The following is a 13526-nucleotide window of genomic DNA, read 5'->3' on the forward strand; positions in this document are numbered from 1 at the left end:
GCACTCACAAAGGAGCCCGCATGCCGACCCTCGACATCCGCGACCTGACGGTCAACTACGCCATCAAGGGCGGCACGCTGCAGGCGCTTGCGCCCGTCAACCTGACGATGCGCGGCGGCGACTTCACGGTTGCGCTGGGCGCATCGGGCTGCGGCAAGAGCACGCTGCTGAATTGCATTGCGGGCTTCCTGCCGCCGTCCAGCGGCGAGATCCTGCTCGACGGCGCACCGGTGACCGGCCCGGGTGCCGATCGCGGCGTGGTCTTCCAGAAGCATGCGTTGATGCCCTGGCTCAACGTGCGCGAGAACGTGGCCCTGGGCCTGCGCTTCACCGGCGTGGGCAAGGCTGAGCGCGATGCGATCGCCTTGGCCAAGCTGCGCCTCGTCAGCCTCGAGAAGTACGCCGACCGCGCCGTCTACGAATTGTCTGGCGGCATGCAGCAGCGCGTCGGCATCGCCCGCGCGCTGGCCAGCGACCCGGCGGTGCTGCTCATGGACGAACCCATGGGCGCGCTCGATGCCTTCACCCGCGAGACGGTGCAGGAGATCCTGCTTCAGGCCTGGGCCAAGGCGCAGAAGATGGTCTTCTTCATCACGCATTCGGTGGAGGAGGCGCTGTTCCTCGGCACGCGGCTGATCGTGATGAGCCCGAGCCCCGGCCGCATCTCGCATGTCTATGAGGACGTGCCGTTCTCGCGCCAGTTCCTCGCGCATGGCGACGCGCGCAAGGTCAAGTCGGAGCCGGAGTTCATCCGCATGCGTGAGGAAGTGCTGGCCATCATTCATCACCGGGAGGTGGCGCATGCCTGACGTGACCATTGCCTCGCCCGTCGTGGTGTCGCCTTCTTCCTCCGCGCCGCCGGCGGCGCCCGTCGTCGCGGCGGCTGGCGGCAAGCTCAAGACCAGCGCCTTCAAGGTGCCGGGGGAGGGCTCCAGCGTGGTCATCAGCGTGGTCACGGTCGTGGTGCTGCTGGTGCTGTGGGCCATCGCCACCAACGTCGGCTGGGTCAAGCCCTTGTTCCTGCCGACGCCGCAGGCCGTGTTCCAGCAGTTCTACGAATACCTCACCGGGCAGGCCAACGACAAGCCGCTGTGGCAGCACTTCCTGGCCAGCATGTTCCGCGTGTTCTCGGCCTTCTTCCTCGCCTGCATCACCGCGATCCCGATCGGCATCGCGATGGGCATGAGCCGCGTGGTGCGCGGCATCTTCGACCCTCCGCTGGAGTTCTACCGCCCGCTGCCGCCGCTGGCCTACCTGCCGCTCATCATCATCTGGTTCGGCATCGACGAGACACCCAAGATCCTGCTGATCTTCCTGAGCTGCTTCGCGCCCCTCGCGCTCGCGGCCCGCGCCGGCATGCGCAGCGCATCGCAGGAGCAGATCAACGCGGCCTACTCGATGGGCGCGAGCTACATGCAGGTGATCCGCCACGTGATCCTGCCCTCGGCCATGCCCGACATCCTGATCGGCATGCGCATCGCCATCGGCTTCGGCTGGACCACGCTGGTTGCGGCGGAGATGGTCGCGGCCAACATGGGCCTGGGGCAAATGGTGTTGAACGCGTCGAACTTCCTGCGCACCGACATCGTGATCATGGGGATCATCGTGATCGGCGTGGTGGCCTACCTGTTTGATCTGCTGATGCGGTGGGTGGAGCGCAAGGTGGTGCCTTGGAAGGGGCGGATGTAGAAAGCGAATTCGAAAGCAAGCGGCGGAGTGCCGCATTCGGAGCCATTGCCTAAAGTCATCCCCATCCACTCAGGAACGAAAGGATGGGCAAGATGAACATGATGATGACCCCGACTGAACTGCAGGCCGCAGCCACCGTCAACGACCCGCGCTGGGCCGCGGTCCAGGCGCGCGACGGCCGTTTCGACGGGCAGTTCTTTTATTCGGTGAAAACCACTGGCGTGTACTGCCGGCCTTCGTGCGGCGCACGCCTGGCACGGCCGGAGAACGTGGCCTTCTACGAGAACACGGCCGAGGCCGAACGCGCTGGGTTCCGGCCCTGCAAGCGCTGCAAGCCCGACCAGCCGCCGCGCGCCGAAAGGCAGGTCGAGATGATTGCCGACCTGTGCCGCTTCATCGAGAGCGCGGAACAGGTGCCCTCTCTCGACGAGTTGGCGCAGCGTGCCGGGATGAGCAACTGGCACCTGCATCGCCTGTTCAAGTCGGTGACCGGCGTCACGCCGAAGGCCTATGCCACAGCGCACCGCGCCAGCCGCGTGCGGGAAGCCCTGGGCCGCAGCGACACGGTGACGGACGCCATCTACGACGCCGGCTACAACGCCAACAGCCGCTTCTACGAGGAGTCGGACCATGTGCTGGGCATGACCCCGAGCGCCTTCAAGGCCGGCGGTGCTGATACCGACATCCGCTTCGCCATCGGTCAATGCTCGCTCGGCGCGATCCTCGTGGCGCGCAGCGGGCGCGGCGTGTGTGCGATCGAACTGGGTGACGATCCGGACCAACTCGCACGTGCCCTGCAGGACCGATTTCCGCAGGCGCGGCTGATCGGCGACGACCCGGAATTCGACAGCTTGGTGGCGCAGGTGGTCGGCCTTGTCGAGGCGCCTGGACACGGGCTCGACCTGCCGCTGGACGTGCGCGGCACAGCGTTCCAGCAACGCGTCTGGCAAGCCTTGCGCACGGTGCCGGTCGGCGAAACGGTGAGCTATTCGGACATTGCCGCCCGCATCGGCGCGCCGAATTCGCATCGCGCGGTAGCCCAGGCCTGCGGCGCCAACACGCTGGCGATCGCGATCCCGTGCCATCGCGTGGTGCGCAGCGATGGCGCGCTGTCCGGCTACCGCTGGGGCGTCGAGCGCAAGCGTGCGCTGCTGGAGCGCGAGCACGAGGCCGTCGCATGAAGGTGGACTGGGAGGCCGTCGGGCAATCGCTCGACGCGGAGGGCCACGCCATCATCGAGGGTGTGCTGAAGCCCGCGCAGTGCGAGGCGCTGGCGGCCCTCTATGCACGGGATGAGCTGTTCCGCAGCCGCGTCGTGATGGCGCGCCACGGCTTCGGCAGCGGCGAATACAAGTACCTCGCCTATCCCTTGCCGCTGCTGGTGGCGCGCCTGCGCGAAGCCTTCTACCCGAGACTCGTGCCGATCGCCAACCGCTGGCACCAGGCCATGGGCATCGACGTGCGCTTCCCGCCGACGCATGAGGAGTTCCTTGCGCGCTGTCATGCGGCCGGCCAAGCCAGGCCGACGCCATTGCTGCTGCAGTACGGGGAGGGCGACTACAACTGCCTGCACCAGGATCTCTACGGCGAGCATGTGTTCCCGCTGCAGGTGGTGGTCTTGCTCTCGGAACCCGGCCGCGATTTCACCGGTGGAGAATTCGTCATGACCGAGCAACGGCCGCGCATGCAGTCGCGTCCCATCGTCCTTCCATTGAAGCAAGGCGATGCGGCCATCATTGCCGTTCATCACCGGCCGGTGCAGGGTACGCGCGGACCGTATCGTGTCAACCTTCGGCACGGCGTGAGCCGCGTGCGCTCGGGCCATCGGCACACGGCCGGCATCATCTTCCACGACGCGGCCTGAAGCCATGCGCGACCTGTTCGAAGCCGAGCAAGGATTGGCACTGCCCATCGTGCCGGGGGCCGTGTTGCTGCGAGGCTTCGCCGGCGACCAAGCGCCCAGGCTGCGCGCCGCGTTGGACGGTGTGTTGGCGGCGTCACCGTGGCGCCACATGATCACACCGGGTGGCTTCCGGATGTCGGTGGCCATGACCAATTGCGGACCGCTCGGCTGGGTCAGCGATCGCACGGGCTATCGCTACGACGCCATCGATCCTGTCGCCGGCAAGTCTTGGCCGGCGATGCCGCAGGCGTTCCGCGAACTTGCAAGTGAAGCGGCCAATGCGGCAGGCTTCGCTGGCTTCGAGCCCGATGCCTGTCTCGTCAATCGCTATGAACCCGGCGCACGCCTGTCGCTGCACCAGGACCGCGACGAACGCGACTACGGTCATCCGATCGTCTCGGTATCACTGGGCCTGCCGGCCGTGCTCCTCTTCGGTGGCCTGCAGCGTAAAGACAAGTCGATGCGCCTGCCGCTCGTGCACGGCGATGTGGTCGTGTGGGGCGGCCCGGCAAGGCTCAACCACCACGGCATCCTGCCGCTGAAAGATGGCGAGCATCCGTCGACCGGACGCTGCCGCATCAACCTGACCTTTCGCAAGGCCGGTTGATTTGCACTGTGAGGTCAGTGCGCGTGCTCGCGCTCGACCAGGCGTTTCAACGCCCGCGTGCCGGCCGCAAGCGCCGCTTCATATGAATCGAAATCCTTCTCGGACGTCTCGACGTCGCGTACCGATTCGCCCTTGGCGTCGGACTCGATCAAAGCCCAGAAGTACGAGCCTGCGACAGGCTCCCGAACGATGAGTTTGGTGTGTGTCATGCCACTCATATTGGTCCGATGCAAGGGGTATTTCTGTAGGTCATTTCCCCATGTGTTGATTCGTCCAGTTGCGCACCGAACAGGGGCGCGGCGGTTAATCAAAATGGTCGGTCGAGCCCATTTCCAATGAACCGGAAAGGCGGGCCCGCTTGTCGAATTTCCATTCGGCGTTTGGCCCGTTCCGATCGACATAGTGCAGGAAGACCTGCGCCAGTCGATCGCCCTCGAAAGGTTCTCGCCAGTGATAGCAATCGCATCCACGGTAGATCAGCCCGTCGCCCGGATCGAGCGACACCGATGCAATGCCCGTCGGCCCTGCGATCCGGAGGGGCCACTGCGCGTCCGCATCCATGCCTAAATTGACGCTCATGCTGATTTCACAGGCCGGTCGATCCACATGCGCCCTGAGCAGGCTGCCTCGCTTGTAGACGCGGAAGTACGAATAGGTCGGCCACAGTCGCAATCCGGTCGCGCGCTCCACAACGGCGCGCAAACTCTCCAGAAGCACTTCCGTGAGCGGATCGCCGTAGGCAACCGGCGCGTCACGGACCTGGGCATCACCGGGCGCAATCCTGTCGTTGTCGGCGCGGGCCAGCACATGCTCGCGATGGAAGGCCACGGCATCAGCGTCGATGACGGCCCGCTCGACGACATACCATTTTTCCGCGAACTCGACGGCGCTGGTTTTCATGTCCGACAAGGTCGTCACGTTCCGTTCCCCGACGTCCTGTGCACCCAACAGTTGAGCGCGAACCGCCCATCTTCGAACGAAGCGCTGCGGCAACGCACAGGCAGCACCTCATGCGGAAACCACGAGGGAAAAAAGACGGCCCTGTCCCATCGCGGCTCGATCTCTCGGTAGTCGTCGCCACTGTCCGGTTGCGCGCCCAAGCCGTACAGGCGCAACTCGCCGCCCTGGAATGCCTTCGGCTCCTTGTGAAAGTACAGGACCATCGTCAGGACGCGCGGGTTCGCGCGATGCCTCAGCGTGTCGGCATGCATCTTGAAGAAGGCACCGTCACCGGACCATGCGATCTCGGGCTCCAGGAAATACTGATCGACATTGACGAGGCCCAGTTTCGGAATTGCATCCGCGACGGCTTTCCTGATCATGGGCTCGATCCAAGGCATGACGGGGTCGATGTCCTGATTCACTTTCGACACACGGTGGGTTTCGTCGATGTAGCCCTCGTTTGCATGCCCCAGTGCAACTCTTGAGGGGCGGAACCCGGCTTCGTGAGCGATCGCATAGTCGAGCAAACGCTGCACCACCGCTTCGCCGACGAAGTCATCCACGATCATGACCGGTGCCGGATCGTTCAGCACGATCGTCGAGCCACGAACGGAATCGAAAGTCCATACTTGCGCGGTCGGGACTGAATCGACGGAGGCGCATGAAAGCGACTGTGACGGCGTTCGAGGTGCTGGACGCGCTCGGCCTGGCGCAACTCCAGAAACGCAGCGGCGACCTTGGCGGCTCGGTGCCGCTGCGCGTGGCGCAGGCGTGCGCGCCGCTCTTCGAAGGCAACGCATTCGGGTTCCAGATCACGCTGCGCCAGCCCATCGTGCTGCGACGCAGCCTGGGGCATGTGGCCGTGGAGATCGCCGCTCCCTACGGCGAAGCGTTCACGGCCGCCCATCGCGCCGTGCTGCCCAGGCTTGTCGCGCAAGGGATTCTTCGCGCTGACGGGCTGCTGCCGACGATGTTCGCCGACGACTTCGTGAAAGTGGCAAGCGCGAGCCCCGGCGAGGTGCGTGTGCATCTGTGGACCGGGCTTTGCGTGCGTGCCGACGCGGGCGTGTGGCTCCGGGTCTCCTCGACGGCGAACCGTCGCAACCGCTTCTTCGAAGTGGAGGAATATTTCATCGCCGACGATGGTGCGTTCGCGCCGCTGATGCTTGAGATCACGCTGCGCCCGGACGCCCCGGATCGGCTCCGCATCGAAGGCGAGATCGGCACCGTGGCGCCCGTCGCACCCGGCGCGCGCATCGAGGAGATTCCGCTCTCGCAGGCGCCGGAGATCGGTGCCGCGCATGCGGCCTTCTATGACGCGGCCTATTTCGACGCCAAGGTGGATGCGCCGACACGGAAGTACCGCAAGACGAGTCTTCCCGTCGCTGACGAGCGCGCCTCTTGCAGCGATGCGCCGGCGCGCTGCCGCGTGATCACCGTCGGGCCGGCGGCGCACACCCTCACGGGCCCGATGCCACGTATCGTCTTCTCCAACCTCGTGCCCTTCGAGGCGTCCTATGACGGTTACACCCTCGCCGTGCAGCCGGACGAGTCGGTGCTGCGAGCCGGCGCACGCGAGGTGGAGCGAGCCTTCGCCGAGGCGCTCGGCCCCACCTTCCTGGGCGAGAACCGCCGCGCGATGCTGTACTTCACCAAGTACTTCACCCCGCATCCGCCGGGCGAGCCGCACTTCTTCGTCAAGCCATGGGCTTTCGTGCAGACGCCGCCGGGCTGGTCGTGCCTGCTCGAAGGTGTGCATGGCGAAGGCTTCGACGTGCTGCGCGGGATCGTTGCCACGGATGTGTTCCACGCGACGCCAGCGGTGTTCCAGGTGTATCGATCGGGCGAGCCGATCCGGGTGGCCTACGGAGCGCCACTGCTGCACGTGATGCCGATCCCCCGGCGACTGCTGCAGGCAGGTTTTCGCGAGGCCACGCTCCATCACTGATCAGCGTTGCGCTACTTGACCTTTGCGTTGAGGGCGCGCACCTCGCGCTGCAACTCGAGCAGCAGATTCAACACCGCCGCAGTACCCACATCAGGGCGCGTGGAACCGGGCGGTGGCGGAGGCGGGCCACCCGGACCACCGCCGGTGCCATCCGGTCCCGCGACTTCGTCGAGGAGGTGCCGGTAGTTTTGGATGATCTCGAGAATCGCCGTCGGCGACTTGTCCAGATCGATGACTTTCCCGTACCGCTTCTTGATCGCTTCAACGAGCTCCAGGTCCTTTGGATTGGTCCTCATGGCGTCCCCAAGTTTGATCGACTGGTTTGATCGACTGAGAGTGAGTGGTGATACTAGGAGGGGCCACCTGGGGTGTCCAGCATTGACCCTGCCGCCGGGTGCGTCGGGACCCTGGGGCTTGACGCGCCGGCGGGGCATGCAATTTGCGTGAACAGCCAGTGACCAACGGGCCCTGCAATTGCAGTGCCGGTGGCGGTCCGGCTTCTTGTGAAAAGAAAGGCATCCATGGCTTCCATCCGTTCGGCAATCGTTTCAGCTTGCGCCGTGTCCGGCTTCATCTGCATGTCGCCCGCCTCGGCGCAGGACAGCTATCCCAGCCGCCCCGTGAAGGTCGTGGTTGCGCTCCCGGCCGGTGGGAGCGTGGACATGGTGGCCCGCATGGTCAGCCAGCAGTTGGCGACCGACACGGGCCAACCCTTCGTGGTCGACAACCGTGCCGGTGGCTCCGGGCAAATCGGCATGCCGGTCGTGGCAAAGGCGCCACCGGACGGCTACACGCTCGCGGTGTCGCCGGCATCCTTCCTGACGACCAACAAGAGCATCTTCAAGACGCTGCCCTACGACCCGGAAGCCGACTTCACGCCCGTCACCAAGCTGGTCAACCAGGCGATGGTGCTGGTGGTGCGCGACAAGTCGCGCTTCGCGACGGTGGGCGACTTGCTGGCCGCCGCCAAGGCCAGCCCCGGCAAACTCAACTTCGCATCGTCGGGCGACGGGAGCCCCCAGCATCTGGCGGGCCTCCTGTTCGAAAGCCGCACCGGCGCGAAGCTGACGCACATCCCGTACAAGGGTGGCGCACCGGCGATCACGGACCTGATGGGCGGGCAGGTGGACATGATCTTCGCGCCGCTGCCCGAAGCACTTCCGCACATCAAGTCCGGCAAGTTGCATCCGCTGGGCGTGCTGAGCGAGAAGCGCGCTGTCTCGGCACCGAACATCCCGACGCTTGGCGAAGGCGGCGTCGACCGCGTGTTCCTTTCCGCATGGATTGGCCTGCTCGCTCCTGCGAAGACCCCTCAACCGATATTGGATCGGCTCAACAAGTCCGTGAAGGCGCTTCTCCAGGGCGACGCCAAGGCCAAGCTGCTGGAGATCGGGATGGAGCCTGCGGCCGATGAGGCCAAGCCTCTCAAGCAGGTCATCTCGGAGGAAATCCGCTTGCATGCCGACCTTGTGAAAGCTGCGGGCCTGGTGCCGCAATAACGTTCTTCGCTGGAAGGCAAGCTCACTGATTCGGCGGCGTCTTCGGTGGCTCGGTGCGGGGTGCCGAAGACGGTTCCCATGAGTCCGGCGTGGTGGCAACGAGCTGCTTCAGATCGTTCCATGACCGCGCGCCCGGAACGCTTGTCGCACCCGTGACGGCACCCTTCGCAAAAGCGACCATGCGCTCTTGCAAGTAGCGCAAATCCTGCGCCGGCCAAGTCTCGATCGAATGCGGCCCGCGCGCCACCACGATCTCCTTCAAGCCGCCGATGCGGTCATAGGCCGCGACCGTGCCTTCCACCGTCTCGGCACGGTCCCACAGCCCCTTGCCGAAGAAGGCGGCCGGCCATTTGTCCATGCCCGCCAGCGGCGCAGAGTTGGGATAGAAGACGATGTGATGGTCCGCCGCCATGCCGCCCAGGAACAGGTTGCGGTCGGCCAAGTCGGGCGACACGCCCACGTAGCCCGCGCCGCTCGCGAACGACGACAGCAGGATCGCACCCTTGATGTTCTTCAGCCCCTTGGCCGGCGTGCAGGTGGGCGTCGGCATGTCGAAGCTGCACGATGCCGAGAAGTTCTTCGTCATGGCCCAGGCGGTCGACATCGAGCCGCGCGAATAGCCGCCCGGCAGGATCGGAATGGTGTCGGCTTTCATGCCGGCCAGCAGCCTGCCACGGGCGGACGCGCCTTCCAGCAATTGGCCGCCAGGCGTCAGCATGCGCATGCCGTCGCCGCTCTCGAGTTGCGATAGCACACGGAACACGTCCTCGCCTTGCTCCAGCGTGTTGGTGTCGCTGAAGCCGCCTGAAAGGCCCTCGCCGCGCCGGTCGTAGGCCAGCACGTCGAAGCCGGCCTGGTTGAGCGCATGCAACTGGTCGCGCCACCAGCGCTGGCCCATGGTCTCGGTCGTCGCGTTGGGGAAGCGGATGGCTACCGTCTTGCCGGTCGCGGGGTCGATGCGGTAGGACTTCTCGTCCGGATGCTGGATGGCCGTGAGCTGCCCGCCGCCGCCGGGCGCCATGACGACCAGCGCGCGCACCTTCCCACCCTTGCCATCGTCGACGCCCGCACCTTCGATGTACCAGCCGCGCAGCTTGATCAGGTCGCGCATGTTGAGGTCGATTCGCTCGAAGGCGTCGCGCGGGGCGGTGAACTCGACGGTGTACGTGCGGGCCTCGTCGGCAGCAATGGCCTCGTTGTATGGCGCCTTGGCGAAGAAGGCCGGGCGGCGGATCTGCTTCAAGTCGACGAGGCCATCGGGGTCGATCTTGCCGGACGGGTCGATCACGCCAGTGGAGCGCGTCGCACGCTCCTTGTTGGGCGGCAGCCAGCGCTGCATCTGCGCGTCGATGCGCTGGAAGCAGGCGGCGTCGGCCTTGCAGGCGGCCCAGCGCGACTTGAGTTTGGCATCGGTGAATTCGTCGACGTAGTAGTCGTTGCCGGTGTAGTTGGAGGGTGGCTTGTTGGCGGTTTGGAGGAAGGGCACGCAGACGATGCCGCCGCTGGATTGCGGTAGTTGGTAGCCGGGGATCTCGGCGTCGCGGTCGGTGCCGACCCAGGCCTTGCAATCGGTCGGCGGTGGGGCTGCGCGCGTGATGCGCGGCATGCCGGTGCTGGAGCAGGCGGCGAGAGCTGCGATGGCGAGCGCCGCGAATGCTGCGATGGCGCCACGCTGCGCGGCGGGAAATTTTGACATGTGGATTGCCTCCGTGGATTTTCTTGGGGACCTTCGACCAACGCCTTGCGGCGGACTTGATCGGGCCATCTATCCCGCCAACAACTTCTGCACCAACTCAGCGGTCGTGCTCGCACTGTACTTGCGCATCAGCCGCGCCCGGTGCAACTCCACGGTGCGGTGGCTGATCCCCAGCGCCTTGCCGATCTGCTTTGAGGTCATGCCCTGCATCACATGCGCCGCCACCTCCCGCTCCCGCGGTGTCAGGTCCGCCGCCTTGCCGGAGCGGCGCGAGCCCAGGTCCTCGAAGGTCCAGATGCCGGCCTCGTGCGGCGCGGCCCGGTTCAGTGCGTGGCCGCTCACATGGCACCAGAAGGTCTCGCCACGCAGCGGGCCGTCCAGCCGTTTCATCATCCGGTTGTCGGCATAGCGCCCGCTGGCGTTCAGGATCGGCTCCATGCGCTTGCCGATGCGCTCGAATTCGGCGACGCTCGGGTACAGCACGCGAAACGACTGGCCGATCAATGCCTCGCGCGTGGCCCCGAACATCTCGCACAGGCGTGCGTTGCAGTCGACCATCGTGCGATGGCGCGACAGCACCATGCCCACGGGCGCGTTCTCGAAGGCCAGGCGGTAGTCGATATCGGGTGTGCCCATTACGAATTACTACGTATGCGACTACGTAGTATCGTTGCTGCAGTCCCCAACGTGTTTTTTCAACCCAACGACCCAAGGATTCCACGCCATGGCGAACAAGATTTTTCCCTCCGCTGACGCGGCGCTGAAGGGCATCGTGGCCGATGGCCAGACCCTCGCCGTCGGCGGCTTCGGCCTCTGCGGCATTCCCGAGGCGCTGATCGACGCGCTGCATGACTCGGGCGTCAAGGATCTCACCTGTATCTCCAACAACGCGGGCGTCGATGGCTTCGGCCTCGGCAAGCTGCTGGAGACGCGCCAGATCAGGAAGATGGTCGCGAGCTACGTCGGCGAGAACAAGGAGTTCGAGCGCCAGTACCTGGCTGGCGAACTGGAACTGGAATTCACGCCGCAGGGCACGCTGGCCGAAAAGCTGCGTGCGGGCGGCGCGGGCATCCCGGCCTTCTTCACCAAGACCGGCGTCGGCACGCAAGTCGCCGAAGGCAAGGAACTGCGCGAGTTCGACGGCGAAACCTACGTCATGGAACGCTCGCTGGTGCCCGACGTGGCGCTGGTCAAGGCCGACGTGGCCGACAAGTCCGGCAACCTGCGCTTCCGCCTGACGGCACGCAACTTCAACCCGGCCGCGGCGATGGCCGGCAAGGTCTGCATCGTCGAGGTGGAGCGCATCGTCGAGGTCGGCGAACTGGCGCCGGACGACATCCACCTGCCGGGCATCTACGTGCACCGCATCGTGCTCAACGCGACGCCGGAGAAGCGCATCGAGAAGCGCACGGTGAGCGCATCGGCACCGGTCGATCCGGTGGCCGCCAAGGTCGAGGCGCAAGCCGCGATCGCCCAGGCCGCCGTCGTCGACACGCCTGCTCCCGCCAAGATCAAAGGAAACTGACATGCCCTGGACCCAAGACCAAATGGCCGCACGCGCGGCGCAAGAACTCGAAGACGGCTTCTACGTCAACCTCGGCATCGGCATTCCCACGCTGGTGGCGAACTTCGTCGGCGACAAGGAAGTCTGGCTGCAGAGCGAGAATGGCATGCTGGGCATCGGCCCCTTTCCGACCGAGGACCAGGTCGACGCCGACCTCATCAACGCCGGCAAGCAGACCGTGACCACGCTGCCCGGCAGCGCGATCTTCGGCAGCCATGACAGCTTCGCGATGATCCGCGGCGGCAAGATCAACCTGTCGATCCTCGGCGCGATGCAGGTCAGCGCCCAGGGCGACCTGGCCAACTGGATGATTCCCGGCAAGATGGTCAAGGGCATGGGCGGCGCGATGGACCTGGTGGCCGGCGTCAAGCGCGTGATCATCCTGATGGAGCACGTCGCGAAGAAGAAGGACGGCACCACCGACCTCAAGATCCTCGATGCCTGCACGCTGCCGCTGACCGGCGTGGGCGTGGTCGACCGCATCATCACCGACTTGGCGGTGATGGACGTGACGCCCGAGGGCTTGAAGGTCACGGAGCTTGCGCCCGGCGTGAGCTTCGACGAACTGCAAGGCAAGACGGGCTGCAAGCTCATCCAGTGATCCAGTTGAGCGAGCGCGCCTTCGGGCGCATGCCGGACGGCCAGGACGTGGTCGAGTACACGCTCGACAACGGCCGAGGCCTTCGGCTGTCGGCGATCAATTACGGCGGCATCGTGACAGCGCTGCATGTGCCCGACCGCGAGGGGCGCAGCAGCAACATCGTGCTGGACCTGCAGACGCTCACCGACTACGTCGAGCGCAACCCGAACTTCGGCACGATCGTCGGGCGCTTTGCGAACCGCCTGGCCGGTGGACGCTTCGAGCTTGACGGCGTGAAGCACCAGGTCACGCTGAACAACGGCCCCAACTCGCTGCATGGCGGCAACCGTGGTTTCGGCAAGCGCTGGTGGCAAATGACACCGGTGCAGCATGAGGGCGCCACGGTGCTCGAACTGCGCTACACCAGCGTCGATGGCGAGGAGGGCTACCCGGGTGAAATGCGCGTCACCGTGCGCTATTCGCTGGGCGCCGGAGCCAACGAATGGCGCATCGACTACGAAGCGGTCTGCGACGCGCCCACCATCGTCAACCTGAGCCATCACGGCTACTTCAACCTGGGCGGCACGGGCTCGATCCTGGACCACCGCCTGACGCTCCACGCGAGCCGCTATGCGCCGGTCGATGCGACGCTGATCCCGACTGGCTTGGCCGATGTCGCCGGCACGCCGTTCGACTTCCGCCAGCCCACGGCGATCGGGCAGCGCATCCGCGGATCGCACCCGCAATTGCTCACCGCCAAGGGCTACGACCACAACTGGGTGCTGGACCGGACCGCTGTCGATGCGGGCGGCCTGTCGCTCGCCGCCCGCGTCGAGCATGACCCGTCCGGCCGCGCGATGGAGGTCTGGACGACGGAGCCGGGCGTGCAGTTCTATTCGGGCAACTTCCTGGACGGCAGCCTCGCCGGCAGCGCCGGCATTTCGTGGCGGCAGAGCGACGGCCTGTGCCTGGAAACCCAGCACTTTCCCGACTCGCCGAACCACCCGGAATTCCCTTCCACAACCCTTCGGCCAAGAGAGGTTTTCCGCAGCAGCACGGTGCATCGCTTCGGAGTTTGCTGAAGGTCGCATGACCTGA

The 13526-nt window shown here is 65.7% G+C and carries 16 protein-coding genes; 10 read left to right on the forward strand and 6 right to left on the reverse strand.

Annotated elements, in window-relative coordinates:
* Nucleotides 1–20 precede the first annotated feature (20 nt).
* The 5 genes from WKW82_RS12435 to alkB all read left to right on the forward strand — a co-directional run bounded on the left by WKW82_RS12435 (nucleotide 21) and on the right by alkB (nucleotide 4199).
* A complete protein-coding gene (locus WKW82_RS12435) occupies nucleotides 21–809 on the forward strand; it encodes a taurine ABC transporter ATP-binding protein (RefSeq protein WP_340342596.1) in 789 nt (262 codons plus the stop codon).
* Nucleotides 802–1689 (forward strand): ABC transporter permease subunit, encoded by an 888-nt coding sequence (locus WKW82_RS12440; RefSeq protein WP_340342597.1) that lies wholly within the window; start codon nucleotides 802–804, stop codon nucleotides 1687–1689. The genes WKW82_RS12435 and WKW82_RS12440 overlap by 8 nt, the downstream gene beginning before the upstream one ends.
* Nucleotides 1690–1772: 83 nt before the next feature.
* Nucleotides 1773–2870, forward strand: a complete 1098-nt coding sequence (gene ada, locus WKW82_RS12445) for a bifunctional DNA-binding transcriptional regulator/O6-methylguanine-DNA methyltransferase Ada (protein ID WP_422823465.1) — start codon at nucleotides 1773–1775, stop codon at nucleotides 2868–2870.
* The gene (locus WKW82_RS12450) at nucleotides 2867–3553 is read left to right on the forward strand and encodes a 2OG-Fe(II) oxygenase (protein ID WP_340342598.1); all 687 of its coding nucleotides are present in this window, start codon (nucleotides 2867–2869) and stop codon (nucleotides 3551–3553) included. Before ada ends, WKW82_RS12450 begins: the two co-directional genes overlap by 4 nt.
* A gap of 4 nt (nucleotides 3554–3557) precedes the next feature.
* Entirely contained in the window at nucleotides 3558–4199 is a 642-nt protein-coding gene (alkB, locus tag WKW82_RS12455) for a DNA oxidative demethylase AlkB (RefSeq protein ID WP_340342599.1), read from the forward strand.
* Between the two features lie 14 nt (nucleotides 4200–4213).
* On the opposite strand, the gene WKW82_RS12460 is transcribed toward alkB, so the two are convergent.
* The 3 genes from WKW82_RS12460 to WKW82_RS12470 all read right to left on the reverse strand — a co-directional run bounded on the left by WKW82_RS12460 (nucleotide 4214) and on the right by WKW82_RS12470 (nucleotide 5734).
* Nucleotides 4214–4408 carry a hypothetical protein gene (locus WKW82_RS12460; protein ID WP_340336858.1) on the reverse strand — a complete coding sequence of 65 codons (195 nt, stop codon included), beginning with the start codon at nucleotides 4406–4408 and terminating at the stop codon, nucleotides 4214–4216.
* A gap of 94 nt (nucleotides 4409–4502) precedes the next feature.
* Nucleotides 4503–5099 carry a hypothetical protein gene (locus tag WKW82_RS12465; protein WP_340342600.1) on the reverse strand — a complete coding sequence of 199 codons (597 nt, stop codon included), beginning with the start codon at nucleotides 5097–5099 and terminating at the stop codon, nucleotides 4503–4505.
* A 14-nt stretch (nucleotides 5100–5113) separates the two neighbouring features.
* Nucleotides 5114–5734, reverse strand: a complete 621-nt coding sequence (locus WKW82_RS12470) for a 2OG-Fe(II) oxygenase (RefSeq protein WP_340342601.1) — start codon at nucleotides 5732–5734, stop codon at nucleotides 5114–5116.
* A 68-nt stretch (nucleotides 5735–5802) separates the two neighbouring features.
* Between WKW82_RS12470 and WKW82_RS12475 the strand changes: the two genes are divergently transcribed.
* Nucleotides 5803–7089: a hypothetical protein gene (locus tag WKW82_RS12475; protein WP_340342602.1), complete on the forward strand. Its 1287-nt coding sequence runs from the start codon at nucleotides 5803–5805 to the stop codon at nucleotides 7087–7089.
* An 11-nt stretch (nucleotides 7090–7100) separates the two neighbouring features.
* Here the strand turns inward: WKW82_RS12475 and WKW82_RS12480 are convergent, their stop codons facing one another.
* On the reverse strand, nucleotides 7101–7385 hold the full coding sequence (locus tag WKW82_RS12480; protein ID WP_340342603.1) for a hypothetical protein: 285 nt from the start codon (nucleotides 7383–7385) through the stop codon (nucleotides 7101–7103).
* Between the two features lie 225 nt (nucleotides 7386–7610).
* Between WKW82_RS12480 and WKW82_RS12485 the strand changes: the two genes are divergently transcribed.
* Complete coding sequence (locus WKW82_RS12485; RefSeq protein WP_340342604.1) at nucleotides 7611–8588, forward strand: Bug family tripartite tricarboxylate transporter substrate binding protein; 978 nt, start codon at nucleotides 7611–7613, stop codon at nucleotides 8586–8588.
* A 22-nt stretch (nucleotides 8589–8610) separates the two neighbouring features.
* Here the strand turns inward: WKW82_RS12485 and WKW82_RS12490 are convergent, their stop codons facing one another.
* Entirely contained in the window at nucleotides 8611–10284 is a 1674-nt protein-coding gene (locus WKW82_RS12490) for an alpha/beta fold hydrolase (RefSeq protein WP_422823466.1), read from the reverse strand.
* Nucleotides 10285–10353: 69 nt separating this feature from the next.
* Nucleotides 10354–10920 carry a LuxR C-terminal-related transcriptional regulator gene (locus tag WKW82_RS12495; protein ID WP_213953650.1) on the reverse strand — a complete coding sequence of 189 codons (567 nt, stop codon included), beginning with the start codon at nucleotides 10918–10920 and terminating at the stop codon, nucleotides 10354–10356.
* A gap of 88 nt (nucleotides 10921–11008) precedes the next feature.
* Here WKW82_RS12495 and WKW82_RS12500 point away from each other — a divergent pair, with 88 nt between their 5' ends.
* Genes WKW82_RS12500 through WKW82_RS12510 form a run of 3 tightly spaced genes read left to right on the forward strand, consistent with a single transcriptional unit; the run spans nucleotide 11009 to nucleotide 13510 of the window.
* Nucleotides 11009–11809, forward strand: coding sequence for a CoA transferase subunit A (locus tag WKW82_RS12500; RefSeq protein WP_340342605.1), 801 nt, complete (start codon nucleotides 11009–11011; stop codon nucleotides 11807–11809).
* A 1-nt stretch (nucleotide 11810) separates the two neighbouring features.
* Entirely contained in the window at nucleotides 11811–12449 is a 639-nt protein-coding gene (locus WKW82_RS12505) for a 3-oxoacid CoA-transferase subunit B (protein WP_340342606.1), read from the forward strand.
* Entirely contained in the window at nucleotides 12446–13510 is a 1065-nt protein-coding gene (locus tag WKW82_RS12510) for an aldose epimerase family protein (RefSeq protein ID WP_340342607.1), read from the forward strand. The genes WKW82_RS12505 and WKW82_RS12510 overlap by 4 nt, the downstream gene beginning before the upstream one ends.
* The last annotated feature ends 16 nt before the right edge of the window (nucleotides 13511–13526 follow it).

Source organism: Variovorax rhizosphaerae (genome assembly GCF_037889975.1).
GTDB classification, from domain to species: Bacteria; Pseudomonadota; Gammaproteobacteria; order Burkholderiales; family Burkholderiaceae_C; genus Variovorax; species Variovorax rhizosphaerae.

Excerpts from the sequence above, each read along its gene's own strand:
- WKW82_RS12435 (WP_340342596.1), top strand. The coding sequence starts at position 21 with ATGCCGACCCTCGACATCCGCGACCTGACGGTCAACTACGCCATCAAG.
- WKW82_RS12440 (WP_340342597.1), top strand. The coding sequence starts at position 802 with ATGCCTGACGTGACCATTGCCTCGCCCGTCGTGGTGTCGCCTTCTTCC.
- ada (WP_422823465.1), top strand. The coding sequence starts at position 1,773 with ATGGGCAAGATGAACATGATGATGACCCCGACTGAACTGCAGGCCGCA.
- WKW82_RS12450 (WP_340342598.1), top strand. The coding sequence starts at position 2,867 with ATGAAGGTGGACTGGGAGGCCGTCGGGCAATCGCTCGACGCGGAGGGC.
- alkB (WP_340342599.1), top strand. The coding sequence starts at position 3,558 with ATGCGCGACCTGTTCGAAGCCGAGCAAGGATTGGCACTGCCCATCGTG.
- WKW82_RS12460 (WP_340336858.1), bottom strand. The coding sequence starts at position 4,408 with ATGACACACACCAAACTCATCGTTCGGGAGCCTGTCGCAGGCTCGTAC.
- WKW82_RS12465 (WP_340342600.1), bottom strand. The coding sequence starts at position 5,099 with ATGAAAACCAGCGCCGTCGAGTTCGCGGAAAAATGGTATGTCGTCGAG.
- WKW82_RS12475 (WP_340342602.1), top strand. The coding sequence starts at position 5,803 with ATGAAAGCGACTGTGACGGCGTTCGAGGTGCTGGACGCGCTCGGCCTG.
- WKW82_RS12480 (WP_340342603.1), bottom strand. The coding sequence starts at position 7,385 with ATGAGGACCAATCCAAAGGACCTGGAGCTCGTTGAAGCGATCAAGAAG.
- WKW82_RS12485 (WP_340342604.1), top strand. The coding sequence starts at position 7,611 with ATGGCTTCCATCCGTTCGGCAATCGTTTCAGCTTGCGCCGTGTCCGGC.
- WKW82_RS12490 (WP_422823466.1), bottom strand. The coding sequence starts at position 10,284 with ATGTCAAAATTTCCCGCCGCGCAGCGTGGCGCCATCGCAGCATTCGCG.
- WKW82_RS12495 (WP_213953650.1), bottom strand. The coding sequence starts at position 10,920 with ATGGGCACACCCGATATCGACTACCGCCTGGCCTTCGAGAACGCGCCC.
- WKW82_RS12500 (WP_340342605.1), top strand. The coding sequence starts at position 11,009 with ATGGCGAACAAGATTTTTCCCTCCGCTGACGCGGCGCTGAAGGGCATC.
- WKW82_RS12505 (WP_340342606.1), top strand. The coding sequence starts at position 11,811 with ATGCCCTGGACCCAAGACCAAATGGCCGCACGCGCGGCGCAAGAACTC.